This window comes from Caballeronia novacaledonica, from assembly GCF_900258035.1.
GTDB lineage: Bacteria > Pseudomonadota > Gammaproteobacteria > Burkholderiales > Burkholderiaceae > Caballeronia > Caballeronia novacaledonica.
Genome location: NZ_OGTP01000007.1, coordinates 51103 through 72070, shown reverse-complemented (window position 1 = coordinate 72070; position 20968 = coordinate 51103). Strand labels below are relative to the sequence as shown.

Below are 20968 nucleotides of genomic sequence, written 5' to 3'. Positions count from 1 at the left end.
GCCGGCCGGACGGCGCGCTAGCTCCCGATCACGAGAAAGAGCTCGCCGACCGGCGCCTTCGATCCATTCGGCACCACGGCCTTCAACGGAAATCCATAGGTGCCGCGAAAGCTGACGAAGCGCCCGGCCTGCACGCGAATCCCCGCGCCGACGCTCGCCAGTGACGCGTTATTGACCTCGCCGAATTCGGCGATGCGATTCCACACGTGCCCCGCATCGAAGAACACGAACGGCTGCATCGCCGCGATGCCCGCCGATATCGCCGGGGCGCGCAGTTCGGTTTGCAGGTTCCATCCGCGATCGCCTTGCGCCGCGTACGGCTCGTAGCCGCGCACGGTGGCATCGCCGCCCAGACCGAGTTCCTCGCTCGGCAAGAGCGTGCTGCCGGTCCACTGAACGAGCCCGCGCGCCGACACCGAAAAGCCCGACTTGCCGAGCGGCATGTCGCGTTGCGCCGATAGCTGCGTGTACTGATAGCGCGGCTTCGCGCCGAGACGCGCGGCATCGTAGGCGGCGTCGTTGCTGCTGCTGTCGAAATAGCCCGGACTCGCGAAGAGCGATGCATTCAGATGCGTATCGCCGGAAGCATCGCTGTTCGAAAGATCGTAGGCAACGACGAACTGATGAATATGCGTGTTCGCGTTGAACACCTGAAAGCCGCCGAATTCGAGGTCGTTGTTCGAGCGCTTGAAGTCGTAGCCGACTTGCACCTGCTGTTGCCACGCGCCCGCGTTGTCGAGCGGCGGCAGGCGCCAGTCGTAGCGGAAGCTGAGCTGCGCGCTGAGACCGGTTTGCCCGTAACTGTCGGGCAGACGCGGCGTGCTCTGCGCGAACACGCCGAACAACTCGACGCGATCGAGCCACGGCAACGGCGCGACCACGTTGAACGCATGCGCGATGTAACGCGGACGATCCGGCCGGCCTTCGATATCCGGATTGCCGCTCAACAGATCGTTGCTCGCGGTCATCTGATAGCCGATGCGCGCATCGACGCCGAACAGATTGCCGTAGTCGAATCCCGCGAGGATGCGGTCGCGTCCGAGATCGCGCACGCCGTCGTTGTTGTAGCCGCCGTAAATGCGCAACGGAAAGCGATCCTCGGTTTGCAGCACGATATCGGTCGTATCGTGCGCGGCGCCGGGCGCGTAGATCACGTCCACGCGCCGGTACGGATTCGCGTTGAGCAGCGCGAGCCCGGAAGCGACATCGCTTTCGCGGATCGGCGCGCCGCTTTCGAGCGGCATCTCGCGGATGAGCAGCGCATCGGAGAAATGGCGATTGCCCTTGGGAATCACACGCCCCGCGCGATATTCGGCGATGACGATCTTCACGAGGCCATCGCTCACGTCCTGTTCGGGCACGTACACATCGACGAGCGGCTGACCGGCGGCGCGGTATCGCTGCACGACGGCGCGTCGAATGTCGGCGAGACGCGCGAAAGTCAGCGGCTTGTGGAGATCGGCGGAGAAGCCGTCGAGAAATTCGGGCGTGAGCAAGGGAGCGCTCGTTGCCGTGATCGCGCCGCCTGCAGCCGATTGCACCGACGATGCCGACGCGCCATCCGCGCGCACGAACGCGATGCCGCGCAACTCACGAATCGCGACGTTCTGCGAAGCTTCGGCGGGCTCGGGCCGCGACGGCGAAGCGCGCGGCCGTTCGACGGCAGGCGGCGCGATCGGCGCGACATCGCGATACGACTGCGCGGCGGCATCGCCTGCAAGCGCGATACAGACGATCGCGACGAAGCGGACGCGGGTCAATCGAAGCAGCGCGCGCGGCGATCATGAAGCATGTCTCCTCCGGCGTTCGTCGCGTGGGTCGGCTCCGCATGGTATCAGCCGGTCACGCGCTCCGGGTATGCTTCCCGGAACGCTTCATGCGCCAAGTGCTTCCACGACATTTCAAGTAGAAATGACGCGGCGCGAGTCGCATGGCATGTAGAAATCGCCGCCTTATGCGCGGCACCTGTCATGAAGGCCCAACGCATCTATGATTCGAACACGATCGGCGCGACGCGCAGCCGAAACCGCATGACCAGGACAGGGATGGACAAAACCTCCACCGCAGATTTCACCGATGCCTCGGTCGACGTGCAATGCGCGCGCGAGCCGATCCACATTCCCGGCGGCATCCAGCCTCACGGCGTGCTCTTCAGCGTCGATGCGCACTGCCGCATCACGCAGGTGAGCGCCAACGTCGCGCAGTTCGCGCACATCGCGCCGGACGAGTGCCTCGGGCGCGCGTTGTCGGACGTGCTCGGTCAGCCTGCCGGCGAACGCGCGAGCGCGGGCCTCGCACAACTCGCACGCGACGGCGCGACGATCCACGTCGGCAACGTGATCCTCGACGGCTGGACGACACGCGGGCCGGTCGCGCTTGTCGTGCATCGGCATGACGGCTTGCTGTTCGTCGAAGTCGAGCCGGCGCAGGACACCGCCGACGTCTTCTCGACCATTTACCCGCTCGTGCGCTCCTTCGTCACCGAAGTGCAGTCGATGCGTACCATCGAGCAAATCTGCCGGTTCGCCGCGGCTGAAATCGCGCGCATCACCGGATTCGGGCGAACGCTCGTCTATCAGTTCGATGAAGAAGGCAACGGCAACGTGCTCGCCGAAACCGTCGAGCCGGGTTATCCGTCGTATCTGAACCAGCATTTTCCGGCGTCGGACATTCCGGCGCAGGCGCGCGAGCTGTATCGCAAGAACCGCATCCGGCTGATTTCGAACGCCGACTACGAAGCCGCGCCGCTCGTGCCCGCGCAGCATCCGGCGACCGGCCGCCCGACCGATCTCACCTATGCGTCCTTGCGCAGCGTGTCGCCGGTGCATCTGCAATACATGCGCAACATGGGCACGCTCGCCTCCATGTCGATGTCGATTCTCGTCGACGACAAGCTCTGGGGCCTCATCTCCTGCCATCACGCGACGCCGCGCCTGCCGCCGTTCGAAGTGCGCACCGCCTGCGAGCATGTCGCGCAGATCGTCTCGCTGCAGATCGAGGCGCGCGCGTCGCAGGGCGAAGCGCATTACCGGCTCGAACTGCGCCGCATGCTGTCGAAGCTGCTTTCGTCGATGGCCAATACCGACAGCTTCGTCGATGCGCTCGTCAACGACGCATCCGATCTGCTCGGCTTCACGCGCTCGTCGGGCGCGGCGGTGATCTTCGAGGGGCGCACGTCGCTCGTCGGCGTGACGCCGGGCGAGCACGGCGTGACGGCGCTCGTGGACTGGCTCGACGATCAGAGCGAAGACGTCGTGATGTCGGATCGCGCTTCACAGGAATGCGCCGCGCTCGCCGATTCGCCGGAGGTGGCAGGTTTTCTAGCCGTGTCGATCTCGAAGATTTACCGCAACTACGTGATCTGGTTTCGCCGCGAAGTCGTGCAGACGATCGAATGGGCCGGCGACCCGCGCGCGAAGCTCACGGGCCTCGCGGACTCGCTGTCGCCGCGCGTGAGCTTCGATACGTGGACGGATGTCGTGCGTCATCGCTCGTTGCCGTGGCGCGCCGCCGAACGCGAGATCGCGCTGGAGTTCCGCGCGGCGGTGCTCGGCATCGTGCTGCGGCGCGCGGAGGAAATCGCGCAGCTCGCGACCGAGCTCGGCCGCGCGAATCACGAGCTCGAAGGTTTTTCGTACACGGTGTCGCACGATCTTCGCGCGCCGCTCCGGCATATCGTGAGCTTCGCGGACCTGCTCGGGCAGATGGACGGCGAGAAGCTGTCGGAGCGCGGACGCGGTTATCTGGAGCGCATCGTGACATCGGCGCGTTTCGGCGGCCGTCTCGTCGACGATCTGCTTTCGTTCGCGCAACTCGGCCGCGCGGCGCTGCGTCCGCATAAAGTCGATGTCCACGCGCTCGTCCATACGGTCATCCAAAACGATATCGAGGAGCACGCTTCGGCGCGCGTGCGCTGGAAGGTGGACGCGCTGCCGCCCATCGAAGCGGATCACGTCTTTCTGCACGTCGCGTTCGCGAACGTCATGTCGAACGCGGTGAAGTTCAGCGCGGCGCGCGAACAGCCGGCGATCGAGATCGGCGCGCGCGACGGCACGGGCGAACTGGCCGGCCACGTCGTGTATTTCGTGCGCGACAACGGCGTGGGCTTCGACATGCGCTATGTCGACAAGCTCTTCGGTGTCTTTCAGCGCCTGCACGTGAACGAAAAGTTCGACGGCACCGGCATCGGGCTCGCGAACGTGCGGCGGATCATCGAGCGACATGGCGGCAAGGCCTGGGCCGAAGGCACGCCCGACCGGGGCGCGACGTTCCATATGGCGCTGCCGAAGCAGTTTCGTCCCGAGAGCGGCGTGCGGCGCGACACGGCCGCGACCGCGCTGGCGCGGCTCGCCGCAGGCACGGGCGGCGCGGGGCACGACATCGGCCAGCTCATCAAACGGTCGGAGCAGGAAAAGAAGTAACGCGAAACGCAAAAACGGCCGCGATCTCATCGATCGCGGCCGTTTTGCCTTCAGGGCGCTCCGTGGCGCTTAGAAGCGGTGACGCAGGCCCACGGTCGCCGCGACCTGATTCTGCGTCGACGACGGCGACAGCGTGTTGATCATCGCGACGTTGGCTCCGGCATTTCCCAGCTCGCCCGACGCGTGCTGATAGACGCCTTCGACGTAGACGTCGGTGCGCTTGGACAGCGCGTAATCGGCTTGCAGCGATGCGGTATGCCACTTCGGATCGCCCGAACCGTTCGCGCCCGTCACCTTGCCGTCCGTGTAGGTGTAGGCGGCGTCGAGGCTCAGCGCCGGCGTCAGCGCATAGCGGCCGTTCAGCTCGAAATTGTTCAGATGCAGGTTCGTGTTGCCCGGCAGCGCCACCGTCGTGCCGCCTTGCGACGACGCGAGCAGGTTGTCGTAGTGCGTGTTGGTCCACACGAAGGCGACCGTCGCCGGGCCGTACGTGTAGTTCACGCCTGCGCCGAACGTGCGCTGCAATTCGGCCGTCAGGTTGGCGTTATTGCCCTGACCCGCCGACACCGCGCCACCCGCGTTCAGATTGCTTCGCGAGTTGTTCGTCTGCAAATAAGCTGCGGCGAAATTCAGCGGGCCGTTGCCATACGACGCGCCGGCGCTCCACGCGCGGTTGTTCGCGAACTGGCCGGCGTCGTTCGAGAATCCGTACAGGCCGCCGAACTTGAAGCCTGCGTAACTCGTGCTCTGATATTTGACCGCGTTCTTGATCGAGAACGAGTGATCGAGATTGTCGTTGTCGAACGGATGCGCGGCCAGGTTGTTGCCGTAGCCCGCGCCTGCTTCCGAGAACGGCGACAGATAATCAACCATCGAGTCATATTGACGGCCGAGCGTGACCGTGCCGAATCGATCGTGCTGCAGACCGACATACGCCTGGCGATTGAACATCGTGTTGCTTTCGTTGAAACGGCCGTTATTGAGGTTGAAGCCGCTCTCCAACTTGAAAAGCGCGTGCAACCCGCCGCCCAGATCTTCGCTGCCTTTCAGGCCGAAGTAAGTATCGGAAACCGAACCGCTGCCTTGCTGCCAGTTGTTATGGCCGCCGGAGTTGTTCGTATAGACGAGACCTGCATCCAGGGTGCCGTACAACGTGACGCTGCTCTGCGCGTGGGCTGCCGCTGCGAACGTGCCGAGAATGCCCGCGATGAGAAGGGTTTTTTTCATGGTTCTCTAGTGTCCTGTTTAAAGCGAAAGCTTCCGGGAGCAACGGGCCGAATCGATGGCCGTTTGCCCTCGTGAAACTGGGACACACTTTATGCGACGGCCACGTGTATGTGTCCGCGTATCGCGCGCAATAATCATTTGCCGATTCTGCGAATCGGCGTGGAAAACCCTTCATAATCTTCTAAGGTTCAACTGCTTAGCGCCGGCAGCGCGTGGCTGATATTGGACACGCTGTTGTGCATCGACGACGTTATTACTGCGCATTCTGGAGAAGTCCATTGCGCCGCATGCCGTTTATAACGAGCGAGAGGATTTGCTAATCTTGCCTTCGTCTACAGATCTCCGAGCAGATATGAGGACACGGGGCGGTTTCGCGAGAAGAGACCGCTCCGTTTTAACGCGTCTTTCTCTTTTGCCATATTTTCCCTTCAAGAATTCCCTGCATCGCGATTAATCAGTTACCCGAATCGTTTTCGCGAATGCGGCGTGTTTTCTTTCATTCATCCGACAAAACGATTCGCATTTAGACCTGCCTCGCCCGATATGCGTCTCCGAATATCTCGATACCTTTGAAAATTTTGCGTGGAATTCCGCCGATTCAGCGCGACGTATTTACTGCCATCGCTTCGGAATTTCGGAAATTCGAGCGCCACTTCATAAAAAAATGTAACTGCTCGCCAAACGTTTGCTACGGCGCGCAGCGGTCATCGCCCATCCGGCGTTTCATTTCGAAACAAATTGAATTGCCTTGAATCGTCTCGTCGGAACATTGATTGCTTAAATAGAGGTCTCTGCAAATTCAGCCGGAAACTGCACCATGAAACGAAGCGCCGATGCCACCCCCAACCCTGCATTTCGACAGCGGCGCCCAGCGCAGCTTGCGGAGGGCGAACTCAAACATCTGGAAATGATACTGGCGAGTTTCGTCGAAGGCAGTGCGGCTTCGGATCGACTGCCCACGAAGTATTGGGATATGCGCATTGCGCAACTGGATGCGCAATACGATCTCGTTCCGTCGCAAAGTCATCGCGTGGCGACGCTTCAGCGCAAGCTCGCATTGCTGGATCAAGCACTCGATACCGCCGCCAACGCGCAGGACGGAGAGCAGAACCGGCGCGTCGCCGCCTGACTCGACTCCGCATTCCACGAAGACGTCACGAAGCCGCGCGCACCCATTCATCGACGAATGTGCGTGCCGCCGTATGCCCGCTCATCAGTGCGTCCTCGGCAGTCGAGAAATTCGCGTAGCGCGTGCTCTCGATGCACAGCGGCGAAAACGCGGTGACCGGCCTCCCCGATCGGCTGATGGTCACGATCGCCAGATAATGCACCGTGCCGGGCGAAGGCACGAGCCGGTGGCTCGTTTCGACCGCGACTTCGAGCACGAAGCCTTTGTGGTTGTACGACCGGATCATCGGAACACCCCGTCACGCTGAGACGACACACATTCACGCGCCGTGACGATGCACGGCGTCTGATCGTGATTCCAGCACGGGACGTACCCGTGCGCGGCCGCCTTTATCGGGCGCGGCGCAGCGCCTCGCGCGCGATATCGGCGGCGAGATCGGCGCGCAGTTCGGCCCATTTGCCGAGCAGCGTGGCGTCGTCGGTGAGAAAGTACGGCGCATGCGCCCACTGTCGAACCTTGCGGCCCGCGACGACGATTTCGAAGATGCGCATGTCTGCGTCGTCGCTCACGCCCGTTCGCACGAGTTCGCGAAACGACAGAATGCCTTGCAGCGCGATCGTCTGAACGCCGACGCCGAGCAGCACCGCCATCACCGTCTTGCCGATGCGCCATGCGGCCTCGCGGCTATCCGCCAGAACGAACGCGACGCTTTCCAGCGGCGCCTCGAATTTCAAGCGGTACAGGCGAGACTTACACTGTTCGCTGAGTTGCGTGTCCATATTGCTCGGGCCTGCCTTCATCGCGGGAAGCTGGAAATACGGCGTCCCGGGCGATCGAGAGCGGTGTCGTGAAAGCGAGGGAAGATCGGTCGCGAGCCTGGTTCGCTCGCCTGGAGCCATGCAATGCAGGAGTCGTACCCGCAATGGCCCAGGATGCCGCGCGCGCGGGCGTATGTCCGATTGAACCGTCTTTCGAACGCAAGCCCGCGCGCGGGTTCGTGAATTTCAGTGATTCAGTTCTTCCAGACGCAGTCCGTTGGTCTTCGGTCCGAACAGGCCGATCGCCAGCGCGACCAGCAACATGCACACCGTGATGCCGATAAACACGCCCGGCACGCCGAAGTCCTTCAGCAGCGACGCGATGGTGAAGCCGGACATCATCGCGCCCGCGCGGCTCGCGGAATACACGATGCCGCTCGCACGGCAGCGCACGGCCGTCGGAAAAAGCTCGGTCTGATACGCGTGATAGCTGACCGAGATGGTTTGCCCCGCGAGCGAGATCAGCACGCCGAGCGCGATGAGCGCGGCGGGCGACCGCATTTGTCCGAACGCGAGACCGCTCGCGATCACGACGAGCGCGCCGCCGACGATCAGATACTTCCGCTGAATGCGGTCGGCGTAAAACATCGCGAGCAGCGGTCCGACGGGCAGCGCGAACGCGATGACGAACGAATACAGCAGGCTCTTCGTCGTTCGGCGGCGGTCTCATGGGGCGCGTGAGCATTTGCGCGTCGGCGTCGGCGATTGCGGAAGCGCTGCTCGACGATATCGCGTCGTTCATGCGCGAGCCCGCGAATCAGAACATCAAGGTCGATGTGGAAGAGCGGCTATCGCACGATCTCGTGCGGCAACTGCGCGAAGGCGTGGCGTCGGTCGGCGTGTGCTGGGACAGCGTCGATCTGCGCGGCTTGCAGCTTCGCGCGTATCGGCACGACCGGCTTGCGCTCGCGGTGCCCGCCGGTCATCCGCTCGCGCGTCGGCCTTCGGTGAGCTTCGAGGAATCGCTGGGATTCGAGCATGTCGGCCTTCCGCCCGCAACGGCCGTTCATACGATGCTGCAGCGCGCGGCCGCGCAGGCCGGCAAGACGATGTCGTATCGCGTGATCGTGTCGAGTTTCGACGCGGCGTTTCGCGTCGTCGCGGCGGGATTGAGCATCAGCGTCGTGCCGATGGAAGTCGCGGGAACGTATCGGCAGGCGCTCGGCGTCGAGGCGATCCCGCTCTCCGACGCGTTCGCGAAACGGCGTTTCGTCGTGTGCTTCAGGGATTTCGAAGCGTTGCAGCCCGCGGCGCGGCGGCTCGTCGAGCATCCGGAAACGCGTGCCGCGCGCTAACGCGGCGCGTCGCAGAACACGGTTTGCGCGTCCTTTTTCTCGAAAGTCAGGTTGACGGATCGCGCGCCGCCCGGCCGCGTGCAATGCGGCTTGCCCGCGGGCACGGTCAGCAATTGCCCGGCGCGCAATTCGACGGCGCCTTCCTCGAACTCGATGACGAGCGTGCCTTCGACGGACACGAACGTTTCATCCGAATTCGGATGAAAGTGCCATCGATAAGGCCCGTCCATCACGCTGATGTGGACATCGTGATCGTTGGCGCTCGAAATGACGCGGTTCATGTAGCCGTCGCGGGCGGCATCGGCGATGGCCGCGTAGTCGATGATTTCAGTCATCCGGTCAGCCTAACGCCGCGCGACCGCCGCCACAAACGAATCTTTTTCGCGTCGATGTGAGCGCGATTGTCCGATCACACGCCGCTCTGAAGGCCCGAAACGTTGCCCCGCCCCATGATCGCCGCGATATTGCCGATGGCAGGCTGCACGTAACGCACCGGCGGCGCTTCAGGCGGCAGCGGCGCGGGGCCCGAATCCGTCGCGCGGGCGAAGACCGGCAGCGGCGGCGCGCTCTGCGAACTCGATGCAACCGGAAACACCGGCCCGCCCACGATGCCCACGCCGATGAACGGATGCGCCTGCGCCACCGTCACCAGGCCAAAGGTCAGTTTGGCGGCCACCATCGCGTATCTGATCGCTTTCATTTTTCGTCTCCGGGTTTGCAGTTGTCTGTCGATGGGAGGCATTCTGCGCGACGAAAATGAGCGAAGAATGAGAACGCGGCAGGCGACGAATCTTCCGAAGTTTCGATGTCGCCTACACTGAAGTTCGGCGCTCACTCGACGATTTTCCTCATGCAAAACCGATTCACCGCCATCCTCACCGCGCTCGCCGCCGCCGCGCTCTTCGGCGCGACCACGCCGATCGCCAAAGCGCTGCTCGGCCCGATGCCGCCGTTCATGGTCGCCGGCCTGTTCTATCTCGGCAGCGGCGTCGGCCTCGGCGCGATTCTGCTCGGCCGCGCGTTCGTGCGCGCGACGAACCCCGGCCTGCATGCGCGGGACATCGCATGGCTGCTGGGCGCGATCGTGTTCGGCGGCGTCGCCGGGCCGGCGCTACTGATGCTCGGACTCACGAGCACGCCCGCCGCGACAAGTTCGCTCCTGCTCAACCTCGAAGGCGTGCTGACGGCGGCGATCGCGTGGATCGTGTTCCGGGAGAACGTGGATTTCTCCGTGTTTCTCGGCATGGCCGCCATCGTCGCGGGCGGCGTCGTGCTTGCGTGGGAGCCGGGCGCGACTCACGCAACGGCCGGCGCGCTTCTGATCGCGCTGGCGTGCCTGTGCTGGGCCATCGATAACAATCTGACGCGCAAAATCTCGACCGCCGACGCGGTGGTGATCGCCTGCGCGAAGGGCCTCGTCGCGGGCGCGACGAATCTCGGCATCGCGTTCGCGATGGGCGCGCGCCTGCCCGCGCCGCACATCGTCATCGGCGCGATGACGACCGGCTTCGGCGGCTACGGCGTGAGCCTCGTGTTGTTCGTGATCGCGCTGCGCGGTCTCGGGACGGCGCGCACGGGCGCGTACTTTTCGGTCGGACCGGTCTTTGGCGTCGCGCTCTCGCTCGCGATGTGGCCGCAGGCGCCGGGCGCCTCCTTCTGGATCGCCGCCGCGCTGATGACGCTCGGCGTATGGCTGCACGTGCGCGAGCGCCACGAACACAAGCACACGCACGAGCGGCTCGAACATACGCATCGGCATGTGCATGACGAGCATCATCGGCATGTGCACGACTTTCCGTATTCCGGCGACGAGCCGCATACGCATCCGCACGAACATCTGCCGATCACGCATTCACACGCGCATTTCCCCGACGTTCATCACCGGCACGCGCACAAGCGCGGCTAGAACACCTTGCCCGGATTGAGCAGCCCGTGCGGATCGAGCGATGCCTTGATCGCACGCATCGACGCGATATCGGTTTCGCGGCGCGCGAGGTGCAGATAGTCGCGCTTCTTCAAGCCGATGCCGTGCTCCGCCGAAATCGAGCCTTCGAACTCGCGCGTGACGTCGTAGATGACGGCATCGATGTCGTCGTGGTCCTGCTTTCCTCTGCCGGGCAGGTCCACGACGATGTGAATGTTGCCGTCGCCCAGATGGCCGTATGTCATCACGATCGCGTCGGGCCAGCGCGCGCGCAGACGCGCCTCGCATTGCGCGGCCGCGTCGCCCACTTGCGCGATCGAGAAGCTCACGTCGTAGGCCGCGTAGTTCGGGATGAAGCGATCGTATTCGCCGGGCGCGTCGCGGATCGCCCAGAAATCGCGCGCGTGCGCCTCGTTCGACGCGATCGCCGCATCGGTCACGGTGCCCGCTTCGAGCATGCCGCCGAGAAATTCCTCGAAGGCTTCGCCGTGCCGCGCGGGATCGGTGCCGACGCTTTCCAGCAGCACATAGAACGGATGCGCATCGGCGAGCGGCGCGCGCAGATTCTTCAGATTGGCGATGACCGTATCGTGATAGCCGGCCCACATCACCTCGAACGCGGACACGCCCGGCGCGAGACTCGCCTGCGCGCGCGTGAGCAGCGTGGTGACGGCGGCGAAATCCGGCAGTCCGCACCATGCGGTGGCGGTCGCGGTGGGCTTCGGACGCAGGCGCAACACGACGCGCGTAATCACGGCGAGCGTGCCTTCGCTGCCGATCAACAAATGCCGCAGATCGTAGCCGCTGTTGTTCTTGATCATCTTGTTCAGCCCGCCGACGATCTCGCCGCTCGCCAGCACGGCTTCGACGCCGAGCACCTGATCGCGCATCATCCCGTACTTGATGACGCGGTTGCCGCCCGCGTTCGTCGCGAGATTGCCGCCGATGGAACAGCTTCCGCGCGCGCCGAGATCGAGCGGAAAGTAGAAGCCCGCCGCGCTCGCCGCTTCCTGGACCACTTGCAGCGGCGTGCCGGCTTCGACGGTCATGGTCGCGGAGACTTCATCGATCTCGACGATGCGGTTCATGCGATCGAGACTCAGCGCCACTTCGCCGCCGAGCAGATTCGCGCCGCCGACGAGCCCGGTCAAACCGCCTTGCGTCACGACCGGCTGCCGGTGCTTCGCGCAGATAGCGAGCGCCTGCGCGACTTCATCGGTGCTGCGCGGACGGATGATTGCGAGCGGCGTCGCGCCGGGCAAGCCGCTCCAGTCCGCGACGCGCCTGTCGCCGAATTCGTCGGGCAGCGCCACGACCTGCGCGCCGAGCGCTTCACGCAATGCCCTAACCGCTTCGCTTGCCGCCATGCGTCGTCTCCGTTGGTTGTTTCGCGTCGATGTCAGATGCGCTAGTTTGAACCAAAACGCGCGAGAATTATCGGCAACCAATTTGGGGGAAACGCGGCGATGGAACGGGCAGACTACAAAAACGCGCTGGCTCAACTCACGGGCGCGGCGGAACTGGTCGCGGCAGGCGCGAGCGAAGATCAGCGCGCACAGGCGTTCGAGATGCTGGCGTTTTTTCGGCTGCGTCAGGCGCGTGCCGGTGATTCGCGCGCGCCGCTCACATCCGACGACGAACTCTTCAAGGACACCGCGATCGCCGCGCTCACGATGGCCGGAAGAAAGGAATTGCTCGCCGCGGCCGCGCTGCTCGAACAGGCGCGCGGACTGTCGCGGGATTAGAACAACTCGGTTTCCAGCGGCAGCAGGTTGATCCATTTGACTGCCGTGCGCCGCTCCACGCCGTCGTCGTGGATCGACCGTATCATCACGCGCTGGCCGCGCGCCTCCCCGAGTACCTCGACGATCCTGTTGCGATATCGCGCAAGCGAGCCGCGTAACGGCTTGCGCTTCCTGCTCTTGTGGGGCGAAACTGCGGGCATTGGACGTGACAGCGATTTATGACGGCCACATCATAACGATGCTCACGCCTTCACTCAAATATTCAACCTCCTCACTGTGAACCGTCACACCATGCGTCGAATCACTGTCCGCACTTCGCCCGTTCATGGCCGCGGCGTATTCGCGCTCGCCGATCTGCCCACGGGCGCGTTGCTGCTCGAATACAAGGGCGAGCGTCTGTCGTGGAAGGAAGCGCAGCGCATGCACGCGAAATCGGTTGCGGAAGAGGGCCACACGTTCCTCTTCGGTCTCGACGACGGCAGCGTCATCGACGGCGCGCGCGGCGGCAATTCCGCGCGCTGGCTGAATCACAGTTGCGCACCGAACTGCGAAGCGGAACAGGACGGCGAGCGCGTGTTCATCCGCGCGATCCGGCCGATCGAGAAGGGACAGGAATTGTTCATCGACTATTGCCTGACCGTCGAAGGGCGCCGCACCGCCGCGCTCAAGCGGCTCTATGCGTGCCGATGTCTCGCGTCGGGCTGCCGGGGAACGATGCTGTCGTCGCGCAAGTAGCATTCGCGCGCGCTTGCATCCCGCGGGGCTCGCCGTCCGTATCGTCGTATGAAGCGACGCGGGTCGCGACGCAAATCGGCATCGACATGAAAACGATAAGTGGGCCGCGAGGCGCAGTGCTATATTGCGCGACATACCCAGCCAGAAGCACAGCCCGGCTCATTCTGCCCATGACGGACGACACCTCAGGCAGCACCGAGAATTTCGATGACGCCGACCGGCTGCGCCGCGAGCGCGTCAACCGGATGCTCGCGAACGTAGCGAAGGGCGACGAGAACGCGTTCGCCGAGCTGTATCGCGCGACGTCGCCGCGCGTGTTCGGCGTGATCGTGCGCATGATCCACGATCGCGGCGAAGCCGAAGACATCCTGCAAGAGGTTTTCGCCACCGCATGGCGGCGCGCGGACACCTTCGATCCGGCGCGCGGCAGCGCGGTCACATGGCTCGTCACGCTCGGGCGCAATCGCACGATCGACCGCATGCGGCAGCATCGCGAGGAACTGCTCGGCGAGAACGACACGCCCGAGATCGCCGACGAATCGCCGACGCCCTCCGTCGCGGCCGAATCCAGCCAGGAGCGGCGCCGGCTCGAAGATTGTCTCGACCGGCTCGAACCGCAACAGAAGAGCGCGATCCGCGAGGCCTTCTTCACCGGCGCGACGTATAGCGAGCTGGCGCAGCGGCTCGCCGTCCCGCTCGGCACGATGAAAAGCTGGATTCGCCGCAGCCTCATGCAACTCAAGACCTGCCTCGAACAATGAACACGCCCGCCCGCGACGACGACGATCTGCGCTGCGCCGAGCACGCGCTCGGCGTGCTCGGCGCGCAGGAACGCGCGGCGCTCGAAGCGGACGTGTCGCGCGATCCGGCGTTGCAGCGCACGCTCGACGACTGGCAGCAACGCCTCGCGCCGCTCGCGGAAGACGTCCGTGCGATCGCGCCGCCGGAGCGTGTGTGGACGCGCATCCGGCGCGATCTCGGTTTCATGACGCCGCAGCGCGCGCCGGAACCCAAGCGCTGGCGCGACAGCCTGAGCGTCTGGCGCTGGCTGACGATCGGCGCGAGCGTCGCCGCGCTCGTGCTGCTCGGCGTCACATTCGGCTTGCTGCGGCAAGCGCCGCAAGCACCGCCGACGGCAGCCGTGCCGAGCGAATATCTCGTCGCGACGATCGCGCGCAAGGACGGCCTCGTGCACTGGATCGCGACCGTCGACGTGCGGCGCGCGCGCATGGTCGTCGTGCCCGCGTCGCGCGTGAAGGTGCCCGCGAATCGTGCGACGGAACTCTGGCTCATCCCGCCCAACGCGAAGCCGATCGCGCTCGGCGTCTTCCCCGCCGATCAGCCCGCGACGATGACCCTGCCGCCCGAGATCGTCGCGCAGATGAACGCGCAGGCCGTGCTCGCGGTATCCGACGAGCCGCCGGGCGGATCGCCGACCGGCGCGCCGACGGGCGCGGTACTCGCGACCGGCCAGATGCATTCGACCTGACGCTTCGCGGTCGAGGCGCTGGATGCGCATCGCGCGCTCCGTCGTGGTTTTGTTCGCCCTCATCTCGCTGCATCCGCTCGTGCGCGGCATCCGTATTGCTCCGTGAACGCATGTTTGCGGAGCGGTCATGCCAGTCATCTTTGCTGTTTCCATCGTCGTCATCGGATTCGTGCTGGTGTTTTCCGTCGCGTGGCTCTGGCAGTTGCGCACGAAAAACGCCGGCATGGTCGATCCGGTCTGGGCCGCCACGCTCGGCGCGGCCGCGCTGTTCATCGCGGCTTGCGGAACCGGGGCGATGGTCAATCGCGTGTGCGTGGCCGCGGGCGGCGCCGTCTGGGGCGCAAGACTCGCGCGGCATCTGTGGCGGCGCAATCACGGCAAGCCCGAAGACCCGCGCTATCGCGCGTTTCGCGAGCGCTGGGGCACGCATGCCGCGCGCAACATGTTCGGGTTCTTCCAGTTGCAGGCGTTCATTTCGGTGCTGCTCGCCATCGCTTTTTTCGTGCCGGCCTATGCGGACGATGCGGCGAGTCCGCTGAGCATCGCGGGGTTCGCGGCGGTCTGGATCATCGCCGTCGCGGGCGAAGCCGCCGCCGACCGTCAACTGAAACGCTTCGTCGCCGATCCCGCGAATCGCGGGAAAGTGTGCCGCGAGGGATGGTGGCGCTATTCACGTCATCCGAATTACTTCTTCGAGTGCGTGCATTGGCTCGCCTACGCGGTGCTGTCGATCGAACTGCCGTGGAGCTGGGCCACGCTCGCGCCGCCCGCGCTGATGGCGTGGCTGTTGCTGAAGGTATCGGGCATTCCGGTTCTGGAAGCGCGTCTGGCCGAAACGCGCGACGGCTATCGCGACTACATGCGCACGACGAGCGCGCTGATTCCGTGGCCGCGCAAGCGCGTGTGAACAAAGGAACGACATGCCGATGAACATCGCCGCCCGCGAAACGCCCGCCACACCCGCCGACATGCCCGCGCTCGACGAAAGCCGCATCGTGCGCGCGTGCGAGCGCGGCTTCGTGCCCGATGCGCTCGTGCGCGCCGGCATGCGCCTGCTGATCCGCCGGCGTCTCATCGACGAACACGCGAGCGACAACGCGCTGCGTACCGAAGCCTTCGACCGCCTGCTCGCCGAACTGCGCGCGAGCCCGATCGCAATCGCCACACAAGCGGCCAACGCACAGCACTATGAATTGCCGGACGCGTTCTTCGAGGCGCATCTCGGCCCGCGTGTGAAGTATTCGTGCGGCTTCTATCCGCGCGGCGGCGAGACGCTCGCGCAAGCCGAACTCGCGATGCTCGAATGCTATGCCGAGCGCGCGCAACTCGCGGACGGCCAGCGCATTCTGGATCTCGGCTGCGGCTGGGGCTCGTTCGCGTTGTGGGCGGCGGAGCGTTATCCGCGCGCGCAAATCGTCGCGCTGTCGAATGCTCACGGGCAGCGCGCGTTCATCGAAGCGCGGGCGCGGCAGCGCGGAATCGTCAATCTGAGTGTGATGACGGGCGATATCGTCGATTTCGAATTCGGGCGCGCCGAAGCGCCGTTCGACCGCATCGTGTCGATCGAAATGTTCGAGCACATGAAGCACTACGGCCTGCTGCTCGCGAAGATCGCCCGCTGGCTCGCCGACGACGGACGACTTTTTGTCCACCACTTCGCGCACGAGACGCTCGCGTATCACTTCACGTCGCGCGACGGCGGCGACTGGATGTCGCGCTATTTCTTCACGGGCGGCACGATGCCGTCGGCGTCGCTGCTCCTGCATTTCCAGGACGATCTGCGCGTCACGCGCCAATGGTGGATTAACGGCACGCACTACGCGCGCACCGCGAACCAATGGCTCGCCGCGCTCGACGCCGCCCGCGATCGCGTCCTGCCGATGTTTAGCGACGTCTACGGCGACGCGGCCGCGATCTGGTTCCAGCGCTGGCGCATGTTCTACATGGCGGTCGCCGAACTCTTCGGCTACGCGCGCGGCGGCGAATGGGGCGTCGCGCAGGTTCTGTTCGAGAAGCGTCCGATGAAGGTGACATCATGAAAAACGCGCATCGCGTGCTCGTGGCCGCGCTCGTGGCGGCGGGCGTCGCCGCGGCGCTGGCGAGCTGTTCGAGTCCGCCGAATTCGAATCCGCGCGCGGATCGGCCGCTTGAAACCGTGCCCGTCGATGTGCCGCGTTACATGGGGCGCTGGTATGTCATCGCGAATATTCCGTACTTCGCGGAACGCGACTTCGTCGGCACGCACGTCGAGTGGTCGCTGCGCCCCGACGGCAAGATCGACGACGTCTTTCACGGCCGCAAGAACGGCTTCGAACACGCGGAAACGACGCATCGTTTCGTCGACACCGTGAAGCCCGGCAGCAACGGCGGCGAATGGAGCGTGCAACCGTTCTGGCCGGTTCACGTGACGCAACTCACGCTCTACGTCGATCCGGATTATCGCTACACGATCCTCGGCTATCCGAACAAGAAGCTCGGCTGGATCTTCTCGCGCGAGCCATCGATGAGCGACGAGGTCTATCGCTCGCTGCTCGCGCGTCTCGACGCAATGGGCTACGACACCGCGCGTTTCCGGCGCGTGCCGCAATCGCCCGAGCAGATCGGCCTGCCCGGATTTCAAAGCCCCGGCCAGCGCGAGTGACGTCGCCGCGCCTGCATCCGCTTGCGCGGTCTTTTCGTATCTATCGGAAACAGCCCGATTCACGCGGCGCGAGGAGACCTTCCGGCGCGAGGAGACCGCCTGTCATGAACGCATCGACAAAAGAAAGACAGCAGCGCATCGCGGTGATCGGCGCGGGGATCGCCGGTCTCGCGAGCGCTTATCTGCTTTCGCGCAAGCATCGCGTGACGCTTTTCGAAGCGGCCGATTATCTCGGCGGACACACGCATACCGTCGATGTCGCGCTCGACGGCATGCAGCATCCCGTCGATACAGGCTTTCTCGTGTTCAACGATCGCACCTATCCGAACCTCGTCGCGCTCTTCGATGAACTCGGCGTCGTCGCGCATCGGAGCGACATGTCGTTTTCCGTTTCCCTCGACGGCGGCCGCTTCGAATGGGCGGGCACGAATCTCAACACCGTGTTCGCGCAGCGGCGCAACCTGTTCTCGCCGTCGTTTCTCGGCATGCTGCGCGATATTGTGCGGTTCAATGCATCGGCGCACGCGCATCTGGAGCGCGTGAGCGCGAATCGCTGCTCGGTTGGCGAACTGCTCGTCGAGGCGGGTTACGGCGCGCCGTTTCGACGCCACTATCTGTTGCCGATGGCCGCGGCGATCTGGTCGAGCGCGGCGCACGACATCCTGCGCTTTCCCGCCGCGACGTTCCTGCGCTTCTGCCTGAATCACGCGCTGTTGCAGGTGAATCGCCGCCCGCCGTGGAAGACGGTCGCGGGCGGCGCGCGCGAGTATGTGCGGCGCATCGCGGCCACGCTCGACGACGTGCGCACGCAAACGCCCGTGCGAGGCGTTCGCCGCGACGGCGACAGCGTCATCGTGATGACCGACGAAGCCGGCCCCGAGCGCTTCGACGCCGTCGTGCTCGCCACGCACGCGCCGACGAGCCTGCGCCTGCTCGACGACGCTTCCGACGAAGAACGCGCGTTGCTCGGCGCCGTGCGCTATCAGCGCAACGTCGCGGTGCTGCACACGGATCGGGCGCTGTTGCCGCGCCGCCGCCGCGTGTGGTCGGCGTGGAACTACATCGGCGCGCGGGCGGGGCTTGCGCGCGACGCGGCCGTGCCGGTCTGCGTGAGCTATCTGCTCAACCAGCTTCAGCCCTTGCCGTTCACGACGCCCGTGATCGTCACGCTCAATCCCGTCGATGAACCCGCGCCCGGCACGGAGCACGGCCGCTACGAATACGAGCATCCGCTTTTCGATCTGGCCGCCATCGATGCTCAAACGCGTCTGCCGCGCATTCAGGGCGCGCGGCGCACGTGGCACGCGGGCGCGTGGACCGGCTATGGCTTTCACGAGGACGGGCTGAAGTCGGCATTGCGCGTCGCGCGCGACTTCGGCGTGCAGCCGGCATGGGCCAAACCATGAAGACGGCGCAATGGCTGACGGGCCGCGTGATGCACGAGCGGCTGCGCCCGGCGCGGCATCGCTTCGAGTATCCGGCGAGCTACGTTTATTGCGATGTCGCGCAACTCGATGCGCTTCATCGCGTGGGATTCGGCATCGACCGTATACGGCCGCTCGCCCTTTTCAGGCGCGATTACGGTCCGCGCCACGACTGCGATCTCGATCTCTGGATGCGCGCGTGCCTCGCGCAGGCGCGCATTCCCGCCGATGGCGAAATCCATCTGCTGACGATCCCGCGCGTTTTCGGCTACGCGTTCAATCCGGTGAGCTTCTGGTTCTGTCACGACCGCGCGGGCGCGTTGCGCGCGCTTTACGCCGATGTGCGCAACACGTTCGGCGAGCATCGCGGGTACTTGCTGAGCGCGAAGGATCACGCGCCGATCACCGACGACACCGTGCTCGTCTGCCGCAAGACGCTGCATGTTTCGCCCTTTTGCGACGTCACCGGCGACTATGCGTTTCGCGTGCGCCGTCATGGAGACCGTCTGTCCGTTTCGATCGATTATTGCGACCGCGACGGTCTTCTGATCCGCACTGCAATCGGTCTCGTCGCGCGGCCGCTCACCCGCGCGCTGGTGTGGCGCACGACGCTGCGCTCGCCGCTTTTCGCCGCGATGGTCATCGTGCGCATTCACTGGCAGGCGCTGCGGCTCTGGATGAAACGCGTGCCCTTTTTCGGCAGGCATCCGGCGGACACCGAAGAACCGAACGACAAGGCCCGATCATGAACCTGCTCCGGTCCTTCTGCGCGCCGACGGAATTGCGGCTGTCCGCGCGGATCTTTCTGAGCCTGCTGCGGCGCATTCGCGTCGGGCATCTGGTGCTCGTCACGCCGGATGGCGGGCGCTGCGTGTTCGGCGATCCGCTGATGCAGCCGGCCGCGCGTCTTTCCATCCACGACTGGCGCGCGTGCCGGGCGATTTTGCGGGCGGGCGACATCGGTTTTGCGGAGGCGTACCGCGAGCGATGGCTCGACACGCCCGATCCCTGCGCCGTGCTGCGGCTCGCGATCCGCAACGAACCGGCGATCGCGCGCACGGTCGTGGGCGGCTTCGTCGCGCGGTGCTGGCATAACGTGCGGCATCGGCTGCGGACGAATACGCGCGCGGGCAGCCGCCGCAACATTCACGCGCATTACGACATCGGCAATGCGTTCTACGCGCTCTGGCTCGATCCGACGTGGACGTATTCGAGCGCCTGGTTCGACGGCGACGCCGGTCTTTCGCTCGAAGCGGCGCAGCATCGCAAGCATCGGCGGATCGTCGAGACGCTCGGGCTGAAGGCGGGCATGCGCGTGCTGGAGATCGGGTGCGGCTGGGGCGGCTTTGCGCTGCATGCGGCGCGTCTCGGCATTCGCGTGCATGGCGTGACGATTTCGCCTGCGCAGCACGCGTTTGCGGTCGAGCGCGCGGCGCGCGAGGGGCTGGACCGGCTCGTCGATATCGAGTTGCGCGATTATCGCGATTTGCACGGGCAATACGACGCGGTGGTGTCGATCGAAATGTTCGAGGCCGTCGGCGAGCGATTCTGGCCGATTTATTTCCGCACGCTGCGCCGCTGCCTGGCGCCGGGCGCAAAGGCGCTCGTGCAGTCGATCACGATCGACGATGCGCGCTTTCCCGCTTATCGCGCGTCGAGCGATTTCATTCGGGAGACGATTTTTCCGGGCGGCATGTTGCCGAGTCCGGATCGCTTCGTGCGCGCGACGCGGCGGGCGGGGCTTCACGCGCACATGACGCTTTCTTTCGGCGCGGACTATGCCCGCACTTTGCGATATTGGCGCAACGCGTTTGAAGCGCATGTCGACGAGATTCGCGCGCAGGGATTCGACGAGAAATTCTTGCGCACGTGGCGTTTGTATCTGGCTTATTGCGAAGCGGCCTTCGATGAAGCGCGCACGGATGTCGTGCATTTCTCGGTGGCACGCGAGGCGTGAATATCCCGATCAAAAGAAGTGTTTTGCGAATTGCATTAACGCTGCCTATCTGAATATCCCCGCGATCAATTTAAACCACCGCCGAAAGCGCACTTTTCGGATATCGCTACAAAAAGTTGAACAGTCGAAATCAATCCGGCGGTTTTTTAGCGCGAACACCGAA

Annotated in this window: 21 protein-coding genes and 2 pseudogenes; 14 read left to right on the top strand and 9 right to left on the bottom strand. The window is 64.7% G+C overall.

Annotated features, from left to right (window positions below; all coding sequences use genetic code 11):
• Positions 1–17: 17 nt before the first annotated feature.
• On the bottom strand, positions 18–1760 hold the full coding sequence (locus tag NOV72_RS12655; protein WP_106854938.1) for a ShlB/FhaC/HecB family hemolysin secretion/activation protein: 1743 nt from the start codon (positions 1758–1760) through the stop codon (positions 18–20).
• A 285-nt stretch (positions 1761–2045) separates the two neighbouring features.
• Between NOV72_RS12655 and NOV72_RS12650 the strand changes: the two genes are divergently transcribed.
• Positions 2046–4421, top strand: coding sequence for an ATP-binding protein (locus NOV72_RS12650; RefSeq protein ID WP_106855097.1), 2376 nt, complete (start codon positions 2046–2048; stop codon positions 4419–4421).
• Positions 4422–4490: 69 nt separating this feature from the next.
• Here the strand turns inward: NOV72_RS12650 and NOV72_RS12645 are convergent, their stop codons facing one another.
• Positions 4491–5648 carry a porin gene (locus NOV72_RS12645; protein WP_106854937.1) on the bottom strand — a complete coding sequence of 386 codons (1158 nt, stop codon included), beginning with the start codon at positions 5646–5648 and terminating at the stop codon, positions 4491–4493.
• An 817-nt stretch (positions 5649–6465) separates the two neighbouring features.
• Between NOV72_RS12645 and NOV72_RS12640 the strand changes: the two genes are divergently transcribed.
• Positions 6466–6777, top strand: coding sequence for a hypothetical protein (locus NOV72_RS12640; protein ID WP_106854936.1), 312 nt, complete (start codon positions 6466–6468; stop codon positions 6775–6777).
• Positions 6778–6802: 25 nt separating this feature from the next.
• On the opposite strand, the gene NOV72_RS12635 is transcribed toward NOV72_RS12640, so the two are convergent.
• The 3 genes and pseudogenes from NOV72_RS12635 to NOV72_RS12625 all read right to left on the bottom strand — a co-directional run.
• Complete coding sequence (locus tag NOV72_RS12635) at positions 6803–7063, bottom strand: hypothetical protein (RefSeq protein ID WP_106854935.1); 261 nt, start codon at positions 7061–7063, stop codon at positions 6803–6805.
• A 103-nt stretch (positions 7064–7166) separates the two neighbouring features.
• Positions 7167–7556 (bottom strand): hypothetical protein, encoded by a 390-nt coding sequence (locus NOV72_RS12630; RefSeq protein ID WP_106854934.1) that lies wholly within the window; start codon positions 7554–7556, stop codon positions 7167–7169.
• 225 nt (positions 7557–7781) lie between these two features.
• Positions 7782–8246: pseudogene (locus tag NOV72_RS12625) on the bottom strand (MFS transporter); the annotation flags it as partial.
• Here NOV72_RS12625 and NOV72_RS12620 point away from each other — a divergent pair.
• Positions 8243–8890: pseudogene (locus tag NOV72_RS12620) on the top strand (LysR substrate-binding domain-containing protein); the annotation flags it as partial. The pseudogenes NOV72_RS12625 and NOV72_RS12620 sit on opposite strands and share 4 nt — an antisense overlap.
• On the opposite strand, the gene NOV72_RS12615 reads toward NOV72_RS12620, so the two are convergent.
• Both NOV72_RS12615 and NOV72_RS12610 read right to left on the bottom strand, forming a co-directional pair.
• Positions 8887–9225 (bottom strand): cupin domain-containing protein, encoded by a 339-nt coding sequence (locus tag NOV72_RS12615; RefSeq protein WP_106854933.1) that lies wholly within the window; start codon positions 9223–9225, stop codon positions 8887–8889. The pseudogene NOV72_RS12620 and the gene NOV72_RS12615 overlap by 4 nt on opposite strands.
• Positions 9226–9299: 74 nt before the next feature.
• Positions 9300–9590 (bottom strand): hypothetical protein, encoded by a 291-nt coding sequence (locus NOV72_RS12610; RefSeq protein ID WP_106854932.1) that lies wholly within the window; start codon positions 9588–9590, stop codon positions 9300–9302.
• Positions 9591–9740: 150 nt separating this feature from the next.
• Between NOV72_RS12610 and NOV72_RS12605 the strand changes: the two genes are divergently transcribed.
• Positions 9741–10796, top strand: a complete 1056-nt coding sequence (locus NOV72_RS12605) for a DMT family transporter (protein WP_106855096.1) — start codon at positions 9741–9743, stop codon at positions 10794–10796.
• Here the strand turns inward: NOV72_RS12605 and NOV72_RS12600 are convergent.
• On the bottom strand, positions 10793–12181 hold the full coding sequence (locus NOV72_RS12600) for an FAD-binding oxidoreductase (protein ID WP_106854931.1): 1389 nt from the start codon (positions 12179–12181) through the stop codon (positions 10793–10795). The two genes, NOV72_RS12605 and NOV72_RS12600, sit on opposite strands and share 4 nt — an antisense overlap.
• A 99-nt stretch (positions 12182–12280) precedes the next feature.
• Here NOV72_RS12600 and NOV72_RS12595 point away from each other — a divergent pair, with 99 nt between their 5' ends.
• Positions 12281–12559: a hypothetical protein gene (locus NOV72_RS12595; protein WP_106854930.1), complete on the top strand. Its 279-nt coding sequence runs from the start codon at positions 12281–12283 to the stop codon at positions 12557–12559.
• Here NOV72_RS12595 and NOV72_RS12590 read toward each other — a convergent pair.
• Positions 12556–12759 (bottom strand): hypothetical protein, encoded by a 204-nt coding sequence (locus tag NOV72_RS12590; protein WP_106854929.1) that lies wholly within the window; start codon positions 12757–12759, stop codon positions 12556–12558. The two genes, NOV72_RS12595 and NOV72_RS12590, sit on opposite strands and share 4 nt — an antisense overlap.
• Positions 12760–12850: 91 nt before the next feature.
• Between NOV72_RS12590 and NOV72_RS12585 the strand changes: the two genes are divergently transcribed.
• The 9 genes from NOV72_RS12585 (at position 12851) to NOV72_RS12545 (ending at position 20805) form a co-directional block, all read left to right on the top strand.
• Positions 12851–13294 (top strand): SET domain-containing protein, encoded by a 444-nt coding sequence (locus tag NOV72_RS12585; RefSeq protein ID WP_106854928.1) that lies wholly within the window; start codon positions 12851–12853, stop codon positions 13292–13294.
• Positions 13295–13464: 170 nt separating this feature from the next.
• Positions 13465–14055, top strand: a complete 591-nt coding sequence (locus tag NOV72_RS12580; protein ID WP_106854927.1) for a sigma-70 family RNA polymerase sigma factor — start codon at positions 13465–13467, stop codon at positions 14053–14055.
• Positions 14052–14783: an anti-sigma factor gene (locus NOV72_RS12575; RefSeq protein ID WP_106854926.1), complete on the top strand. Its 732-nt coding sequence runs from the start codon at positions 14052–14054 to the stop codon at positions 14781–14783. The genes NOV72_RS12580 and NOV72_RS12575 overlap by 4 nt, the downstream gene beginning before the upstream one ends.
• 127 nt (positions 14784–14910) lie before the next feature.
• Positions 14911–15690: a DUF1295 domain-containing protein gene (locus tag NOV72_RS12570; protein WP_106854925.1), complete on the top strand. Its 780-nt coding sequence runs from the start codon at positions 14911–14913 to the stop codon at positions 15688–15690.
• 19 nt (positions 15691–15709) lie between these two features.
• On the top strand, positions 15710–16822 hold the full coding sequence (locus NOV72_RS12565; RefSeq protein ID WP_106855095.1) for an SAM-dependent methyltransferase: 1113 nt from the start codon (positions 15710–15712) through the stop codon (positions 16820–16822).
• Positions 16819–17424 carry a lipocalin family protein gene (locus tag NOV72_RS12560; protein ID WP_106854924.1) on the top strand — a complete coding sequence of 202 codons (606 nt, stop codon included), beginning with the start codon at positions 16819–16821 and terminating at the stop codon, positions 17422–17424. The genes NOV72_RS12565 and NOV72_RS12560 overlap by 4 nt, the downstream gene beginning before the upstream one ends.
• A gap of 104 nt (positions 17425–17528) precedes the next feature.
• Positions 17529–18830 carry an NAD(P)/FAD-dependent oxidoreductase gene (locus NOV72_RS12555; protein ID WP_106854923.1) on the top strand — a complete coding sequence of 434 codons (1302 nt, stop codon included), beginning with the start codon at positions 17529–17531 and terminating at the stop codon, positions 18828–18830.
• Positions 18815–19597 (top strand): DUF1365 domain-containing protein, encoded by a 783-nt coding sequence (locus tag NOV72_RS12550; protein WP_106854922.1) that lies wholly within the window; start codon positions 18815–18817, stop codon positions 19595–19597. Before NOV72_RS12555 ends, NOV72_RS12550 begins: the two co-directional genes overlap by 16 nt.
• Complete coding sequence (locus NOV72_RS12545; protein ID WP_106854921.1) at positions 19594–20805, top strand: SAM-dependent methyltransferase; 1212 nt, start codon at positions 19594–19596, stop codon at positions 20803–20805. The genes NOV72_RS12550 and NOV72_RS12545 overlap by 4 nt, the downstream gene beginning before the upstream one ends.
• The last annotated feature ends 163 nt before the right edge of the window (positions 20806–20968 follow it).

What these genes read in the sequence shown, in the direction of transcription:
- NOV72_RS12605 (WP_106855096.1), top strand. Translation starts at nt 9,741, where the DNA reads ATGCAAAACCGATTCACCGCCATCCTCACCGCGCTCGCCGCCGCCGCG.
- NOV72_RS12630 (WP_106854934.1), bottom strand. Translation starts at nt 7,556, where the DNA reads ATGGACACGCAACTCAGCGAACAGTGTAAGTCTCGCCTGTACCGCTTG.
- NOV72_RS12555 (WP_106854923.1), top strand. Translation starts at nt 17,529, where the DNA reads ATGAACGCATCGACAAAAGAAAGACAGCAGCGCATCGCGGTGATCGGC.
- NOV72_RS12650 (WP_106855097.1), top strand. Translation starts at nt 2,046, where the DNA reads ATGGACAAAACCTCCACCGCAGATTTCACCGATGCCTCGGTCGACGTG.
- NOV72_RS12635 (WP_106854935.1), bottom strand. Translation starts at nt 7,063, where the DNA reads ATGATCCGGTCGTACAACCACAAAGGCTTCGTGCTCGAAGTCGCGGTC.
- NOV72_RS12585 (WP_106854928.1), top strand. Translation starts at nt 12,851, where the DNA reads ATGCGTCGAATCACTGTCCGCACTTCGCCCGTTCATGGCCGCGGCGTA.
- NOV72_RS12575 (WP_106854926.1), top strand. Translation starts at nt 14,052, where the DNA reads ATGAACACGCCCGCCCGCGACGACGACGATCTGCGCTGCGCCGAGCAC.
- NOV72_RS12645 (WP_106854937.1), bottom strand. Translation starts at nt 5,648, where the DNA reads ATGAAAAAAACCCTTCTCATCGCGGGCATTCTCGGCACGTTCGCAGCG.
- NOV72_RS12565 (WP_106855095.1), top strand. Translation starts at nt 15,710, where the DNA reads ATGAACATCGCCGCCCGCGAAACGCCCGCCACACCCGCCGACATGCCC.
- NOV72_RS12610 (WP_106854932.1), bottom strand. Translation starts at nt 9,590, where the DNA reads ATGAAAGCGATCAGATACGCGATGGTGGCCGCCAAACTGACCTTTGGC.
- NOV72_RS12615 (WP_106854933.1), bottom strand. Translation starts at nt 9,225, where the DNA reads ATGACTGAAATCATCGACTACGCGGCCATCGCCGATGCCGCCCGCGAC.
- NOV72_RS12570 (WP_106854925.1), top strand. Translation starts at nt 14,911, where the DNA reads ATGCCAGTCATCTTTGCTGTTTCCATCGTCGTCATCGGATTCGTGCTG.
- NOV72_RS12560 (WP_106854924.1), top strand. Translation starts at nt 16,819, where the DNA reads ATGAAAAACGCGCATCGCGTGCTCGTGGCCGCGCTCGTGGCGGCGGGC.
- NOV72_RS12545 (WP_106854921.1), top strand. Translation starts at nt 19,594, where the DNA reads ATGAACCTGCTCCGGTCCTTCTGCGCGCCGACGGAATTGCGGCTGTCC.
- NOV72_RS12590 (WP_106854929.1), bottom strand. Translation starts at nt 12,759, where the DNA reads ATGCCCGCAGTTTCGCCCCACAAGAGCAGGAAGCGCAAGCCGTTACGC.
- NOV72_RS12600 (WP_106854931.1), bottom strand. Translation starts at nt 12,181, where the DNA reads ATGGCGGCAAGCGAAGCGGTTAGGGCATTGCGTGAAGCGCTCGGCGCG.
- NOV72_RS12640 (WP_106854936.1), top strand. Translation starts at nt 6,466, where the DNA reads ATGAAACGAAGCGCCGATGCCACCCCCAACCCTGCATTTCGACAGCGG.
- NOV72_RS12595 (WP_106854930.1), top strand. Translation starts at nt 12,281, where the DNA reads ATGGAACGGGCAGACTACAAAAACGCGCTGGCTCAACTCACGGGCGCG.
- NOV72_RS12550 (WP_106854922.1), top strand. Translation starts at nt 18,815, where the DNA reads ATGGGCCAAACCATGAAGACGGCGCAATGGCTGACGGGCCGCGTGATG.
- NOV72_RS12580 (WP_106854927.1), top strand. Translation starts at nt 13,465, where the DNA reads ATGACGGACGACACCTCAGGCAGCACCGAGAATTTCGATGACGCCGAC.